This is a genomic window from Bradyrhizobium sp. SHOUNA76 (assembly GCF_023006445.1).
Lineage (GTDB): Bacteria > Pseudomonadota > Alphaproteobacteria > Rhizobiales > Xanthobacteraceae > Bradyrhizobium.
Genome location: NZ_JALBHA010000424.1, coordinates 1 through 5,743, shown reverse-complemented (window position 1 = coordinate 5,743; position 5,743 = coordinate 1). Strand labels below are relative to the sequence as shown.

7 protein-coding genes are annotated in these 5,743 nt (G+C 64.4%); all 7 read right to left on the bottom strand.

The features are described 5' to 3' along the window. The coding region (locus MOV74_RS29635) for a biotin/lipoyl-containing protein (protein WP_246930227.1) at positions 1-323 on the bottom strand (323 nt) is incomplete at its 3' end. A gap of 62 nt (positions 324-385) precedes the next feature. Beyond that, complete coding sequence (locus MOV74_RS29630; RefSeq protein WP_246930226.1) at positions 386-838, bottom strand: nucleoside deaminase; 453 nt, start codon at positions 836-838, stop codon at positions 386-388. A 2-nt stretch (positions 839-840) separates the two neighbouring features. Then, on the bottom strand, positions 841-1,143 hold the full coding sequence (locus MOV74_RS29625) for a DUF5076 domain-containing protein (protein WP_018320291.1): 303 nt from the start codon (positions 1,141-1,143) through the stop codon (positions 841-843). A gap of 3 nt (positions 1,144-1,146) precedes the next feature. Continuing rightward, complete coding sequence (locus tag MOV74_RS29620; protein WP_246930225.1) at positions 1,147-2,535, bottom strand: pyruvate dehydrogenase complex E1 component subunit beta; 1,389 nt, start codon at positions 2,533-2,535, stop codon at positions 1,147-1,149. Between the two features lie 29 nt (positions 2,536-2,564). After that, positions 2,565-3,587, bottom strand: coding sequence for a pyruvate dehydrogenase (acetyl-transferring) E1 component subunit alpha (gene pdhA, locus MOV74_RS29615; RefSeq protein ID WP_246930224.1), 1,023 nt, complete (start codon positions 3,585-3,587; stop codon positions 2,565-2,567). 270 nt (positions 3,588-3,857) lie between these two features. Next, on the bottom strand, positions 3,858-5,375 hold the full coding sequence (gene adh, locus MOV74_RS29610; protein WP_246930223.1) for an aldehyde dehydrogenase: 1,518 nt from the start codon (positions 5,373-5,375) through the stop codon (positions 3,858-3,860). 251 nt (positions 5,376-5,626) lie between these two features. After that, a partial coding sequence (locus tag MOV74_RS29605) for a helix-turn-helix domain-containing protein (RefSeq protein ID WP_246930229.1) occupies positions 5,627-5,743 on the bottom strand: 117 nt, incomplete at its 5' end.

Sequence of the window (5,743 nt, the reverse complement as noted above, 5' to 3'; positions counted from 1 at the left end):
GCTGCAGCGGGTGCCTCGGCAGCTTTCGGAGGCGCGGCCGAAGCGCTGGGCTTGGCGGCGCCCGCCGCCTTCACATCCTCGCCCTCGCCCGCGAGCACCGCGATCACGTCGTTGACCGGGACATCCTGCGTACCCTCGGGCACCAGGATCTTGGCGATCGTGCCCTCGTCGATGGCCTCGACCTCCATGGTGGCCTTGTCGGTCTCGATCTCGGCGATGACGTCGCCGGATTTGACCTTGTCGCCTTCCTTCTTCAGCCACTTGGCGAGGTTGCCCTTCTCCATCGTCGGCGAAAGAGCGGGCATCAGGATGTTGATGGGCATGCTGACCTCACGAAGAACTTCTCAAAACGTCGTCTTCGACAGCGAAGACGAACTGACCAGGTTTAGTTGCCGATGTCGCCCTGCCACAGGCGCTCATTGGCAGGATTGGAACGCCAAGTCTTCATCATGGTGATGGAGCGGTCGTCGGCAAGGTCGATCCAGGGGATGCCGAACTTGTCGAGAATGTCCTTCGAGCCCTCGAAGGTGACGGATTCTCCGATCACCACCAGCTTGACCTTAAACAGCGCCAGCGCGCCGGCGCACATCGAGCACGGCGACAGCGTGGTGTACATGATCGTGTCGTGGAACGAGATCGCGCCGGCCTCGCGCAGGCAGCTCATCTCGCCGTGCAGGATCACGTTGTTCTCCTGCACGCGGTTGTTGTGGCCGCGGGCGATGATCTTGTTGTCGCGCGTCAGCACGGCACCGATCGGCAGGCCGCCCTGCGCGATCGAAGCCTCCGCCTCGCGGATCGCTTCCAGCATGAAATCGAAGTGATGGGATTCGATCGCCACGGTCAGTGTCCCTTGCCGCGCGGCGTCGTGGTGCCGGTGTCGGTGGGACGCTCGATCTCGGCCTGGAACATCTCCAGGATCCGGTTGAGGGCGTCCTCTTCGGTGTATTCGCTCTCGCGCGCATAGGCGCGCGCGGCGTGGCGGGCGAGATCGACCAGCAAGAGGCCCCACATGTCGGGCTCCTCGAAGGCACGCTGGAACGCCATCGACAGCCCGCCGTCCAGCACGAACACGCGCAGGATCTCGACCGCGTCATCGCGGGTCATGACGTCGGGCGGCAGTGGCTGCTCCTTCGGGCCCGCCATGATCTACCTGTAGCAGACGGCTTTGGCGGCCTCGACAACCTCAGCCGCCGAGGGCAGCGCGAGCTTCTCCAGGTTGGCGGCATAGGGCATCGGCACGTCCTTGCCGGAGACGCGCGTAACGGGCGCGTCCAGATAGTCGAAGGCGTTCTCCATGATGCGCGCGGCGATCTCGGCGCCGACGCCGCTCTGGGCCCAGCCCTCCTCCACCGTGACGGCGCGGCCGGTCTTCTTGACCGAGTTGATAATGGTCTCGGTGTCCATCGGACGCAGCGTGCGCAGGTCGATCACCTCGGCCTCGATGCCCTCCTTGGCGAGTTCGTCGGCGGCCTTCAGCGCATAGGTCATGCCGTTCGACCAGGAGATGATGCTGACGTGGCTGCCGGAACGGACGATGCGGGCCTTGCCGATCGGGATCACGAAATCGTCGAGCTTGGGCACTTGGCCGGTGTGACCGTAGAGCACCTCGTTCTCGAGGAAGATCACCGGATTGGGATCGCGGATCGCGGCCTTGAGCAGGCCTTTGTAATCGGCGGCCGAGAACGGCGCGACGACCTTGAGGCCCGGAACGTTCGAATACCAGGCCGAATAGTCCTGGCTGTGCTGGGCGGCGACGCGGGCGGCCGCTCCGTTCGGGCCGCGGAACACGATCGAGCAGCCCATCTGGCCGCCGGACATATAAAGCGTCTTGGCCGCGGAGTTGATGATCTGGTCGATCGCCTGCATGGCGAAGTTGAAGGTCATGAACTCGACGATCGGCTTCAGGCCGGTCATCGCGGCGCCGACGCCGACACCGGCAAAGCCGTGCTCGGTAATCGGGGTGTCGATGACGCGCTTGGCGCCGAACTCCTGCAGCAACCCTTGCGTGACCTTGTAGGCGCCCTGATACTCAGCGACCTCCTCGCCCATCACGAACACGTCGGGATCGCGGCGCATTTCCTCGGCCATGGCATCGCGCAAGGCTTCGCGGATGGTCTGCGTCACCATCTCGGTGCCTTCTGGCACTTCGGGATCGGGCTCGGCGACGGCCTGTGGTGCGGGAGCAGCCTTGGGCTGGGGCGCTTCGGCCTTCGCAGCGGCCGGGGCTGCGGACTCCGCAGCCTTCTCCTGCTTCGCCGGAGAAGACGCCTTGGCGAGATCGGCCGCGCTCTCGCCGTCGGCGAGGATCGTCGCGATCGGTGTGTTCACCGCGACGTCAGCGGTACCCTCGGGGATCAGGATCTTGCCGAGCGTGCCCTCGTCGGTCGCCTCGACCTCCATGGTCGCCTTGTCGGTCTCGATCTCGGCGATGACGTCGCCCGATTTGATCGTCTCGCCCTCTTTCTTCAGCCATTTGGCGAGGTTGCCCTTCTCCATCGTGGGCGACAACGCGGGCATCAGCACTTGAATTGGCATAGCGACTCCAAAAGAAAGCTTGCGCGCGTTCAGCGGTAAATGTCGGTCCAGAGCTCGGCGGCATCCGGCTCGGGATCATGCTGGGCGAAATCGGCGGACGCGTTGACGATGTCGCGCACCTCGGCGTCGATCGCCTTCAGGTCCTGCTCGCTGACCTTGGCCGCGAGCAAGCGGTTACGCACCTGCTCGATCGGATCCTGGTCGTGGCGGACCTTCTCGACCTCCTCGCGTGTGCGGTATTTTGCAGGATCGGACATCGAGTGACCGCGATAGCGGTAGGTCTGCATTTCAAGGATGTAGGGGCCCTTGCCGGCGCGGCACCAGGCCGCGGCCTCTTCGCCCGCAGCCTTGACCGCGCGGACGTCCATACCGTCGACCTGCTTGCCGGGGATGTTGAAGGACGCGCCGCGCTTGGAGAAATCCTGCTGCGCCGAGGCGCGCGAGACCGAAGTGCCCATGGCGTAGCGGTTGTTCTCGATGACGTAGATCACCGGCAGCTTCCAGAGCTCCGCCATGTTGAAGCTCTCATAGACCTGGCCCTGGTTGGCCGCGCCGTCGCCGAAATAGGTGACGCTGACATTGTCGTTGCCACGATAGTTGTTGGCGAAGGCGAGACCGGTGCCGAGCGAGACCTGGGCGCCGACGATGCCGTGGCCGCCGTAAAAGTGCTTCTCCTTGCTGAACATGTGCATGGAGCCGCCCTTGCCCTTGGAATAGCCGCCGCGGCGGCCCGTGAGCTCGGCCATGACGCCGTTGGCGTCCATGCCGGTGGCGAGCATGTGCCCGTGATCGCGATAGCCGGTGATGACCTGATCGCCCTGCTTCAGGGCCATCTGCATGCCGACGACCACGGCCTCCTGGCCGATATAGAGGTGGCAGAAGCCGCCGATCGCGCCCATGCCGTAGAGCTGGCCGGCCTTTTCCTCGAACCGCCTGATCAGGAGCATGTCGCGGAGCGCCTTGAGCTCCTGCTCCCTGGTGAATTCCGGGGGCGAACCGCCGTCGGGCTTGTCCTGTGGAGTGCTTGCGGCGGCTTTCTTGGGTGCGGCCATAGGAATTCCGGGTCAGAGAAAACTTTCGTCCTCTCTAACCCAAGTCAAACACCCTTGGAAAGCACCGCGGCGACATGGCACGACTTTCATTATGCCGCAGTGCAACGTGGTCGAAATATTGGAAAATCTTTGGCGCCGATCGGGCAACAAATCTATGCGTGTCACGTGCGTGCGCAGATTCGTGACCGGATCAAGAATGGTGGGCCACGCCAATCCCAGCCTTCAGAGCGGACGGCGCCGAAATGGCGCCGCCCTCTCCGCACCGTCCGATCAGAAGAAGCCGAGCTTCTTCGGGCTGTAGCTGACCAGGAGATTCTTGGTCTGCTGATAATGATCGAGCATCATCTTGTGGGTCTCGCGACCGACGCCCGACTGCTTGTAACCGCCGAACGCCGCATGCGCGGGATAGGCATGGTAGCAATTGGTCCAGACCCGGCCGGCCTGGATCGCCCGGCCGAAGCGGTAGCAGCGGTTGGCGTCGCGGCTCCAGACCCCGGCCCCAAGGCCATAGAGCGTGTCGTTGGCGATCTCGAGCGCTTCCTCGTCCGTCTTGAAGGTTGTGACCGAAACGACGGGCCCAAAGATCTCCTCCTGGAAGATCCGCATCTTGTTGTGGCCCTCGAACACCGTCGGCTGGACGTAGAAGCCACCCGAGAGATCGCCGCCGAGCTCGGCGCGGCTGCCGCCGGCCAGCACCTTCGCGCCCTCCTGCTTGCCGATGTCGATATAGGAGAGGATTTTTGCGAGCTGCTCGCCCGAGGCCTGCGCACCGATCATGGTGTCGGCCGCACGCGGGTCGCCCTGCTTGATCGCCGCGACACGGTTCAGCGCCCGCTCCATGAAGCGGTCATAGATGTCGGCGTGAACCAGCGCGCGGCTCGGACAGGTGCAGACCTCGCCCTGGTTCAGCGCGAACATGACGAAGCCTTCGATCGCCTTGTCGAAGAAATCGTCGTCTTCCGCGGTGACGTCGTTGAAGAAGATGTTCGGCGACTTGCCGCCCAGCTCCAGCGTGACGGGAATGAGGTTCTGGCTGGCGTACTGCATGATCAGCCGGCCCGTCGAGGTCTCGCCGGTGAAGGCGATCTTGGCGATGCGCGGGCTCGAGGCCAGCGGCTTGCCGGCCTCGAGGCCAAAGCCGTTGACGATGTTGAGGACGCCGGGCGGCAGGATGTCGGCGATGATCTCGGCCCAGACCATGATCGAGGCCGGGGTCTGCTCGGCGGGCTTGAGCACGACGCAATTGCCGGCGGCGAGCGCAGGCGCGAGCTTCCAGCAGGCCATCAGCAGCGGGAAGTTCCAGGGGATGATCTGGCCGACCACGCCGAGCGGCTCGTGGAAATGATAGGCGATGGTGTCGTGGTCGATCTCGCCGATCGAGCCTTCCTGGGCGCGGACGACGCCGGCGAAGTAGCGGAAGTGATCGATGGCGAGCGGGATGTCGGCGGCGCGGGTCTCACGGATCGGCTTGCCGTTGTCCCAGGTCTCGGCGATGGCGAGACGCTCGAGATTTTCTTCCATGCGATCGGCGATTCGGTTCAGGACCGCAGCGCGCTCGGCGACACTGGTGCGGCCCCACGCGGCCTTGGCCGCATGCGCCGCGTCGAGGGCCGCCTCGACGTCCTGCGCGTCGGACCGCGCGATCTTGCAGACGATTTGACCGTTCACAGGCGAGGCGTTGTCGAAATATTTGCCGGCGATCGGCGCGACGAACTTGCCGCCGATGAAATTGTCGTAGCGTTCGGCGAAGGGAACTTTGGTGACGCTGAGGAATTCCACCTTGTTCATTGATCACTCCCGATGTTTGCTGTTTGCGCAATTCGTCGCGTGCTCGCGACTTGCGCGAACGATGTCGCGGGGAGCGTTTTCTGTCAGCCCAGGCAGGAGCGACGGTGGAGCGGACCTGTCGCAGTTCTGCGACAGTTACGAACGAGGCATCACCATCGTGTCCCGGACGCGCAGCAGCGCACCACGTCGCAAGAGCGACGCGCTGCGCTGCGTCCGGGGCACGAGATCGGAGCTTGAGTAAACAGCAGGACTCAGTGGTTCAGCTCGAACCGCTTCAGCTTCCGGTGCAGCGTGGCACGGCTGACGCCGAGGGCCTTGGCGGCCGCCGACACATTGCCGCCGGCGCGGAGCAGCGCCCGCTGCACCAC

Bases quoted from the DNA above. Each gene is read 5' to 3' on its own strand.
- MOV74_RS29625 (WP_018320291.1), bottom strand. From the start codon at position 1,143: ATGGCGGGCCCGAAGGAGCAGCCACTGCCGCCCGACGTCATGACCCGC.
- MOV74_RS29620 (WP_246930225.1), bottom strand. From the start codon at position 2,535: ATGCCAATTCAAGTGCTGATGCCCGCGTTGTCGCCCACGATGGAGAAG.
- pdhA (WP_246930224.1), bottom strand. From the start codon at position 3,587: ATGGCCGCACCCAAGAAAGCCGCCGCAAGCACTCCACAGGACAAGCCC.
- adh (WP_246930223.1), bottom strand. From the start codon at position 5,375: ATGAACAAGGTGGAATTCCTCAGCGTCACCAAAGTTCCCTTCGCCGAA.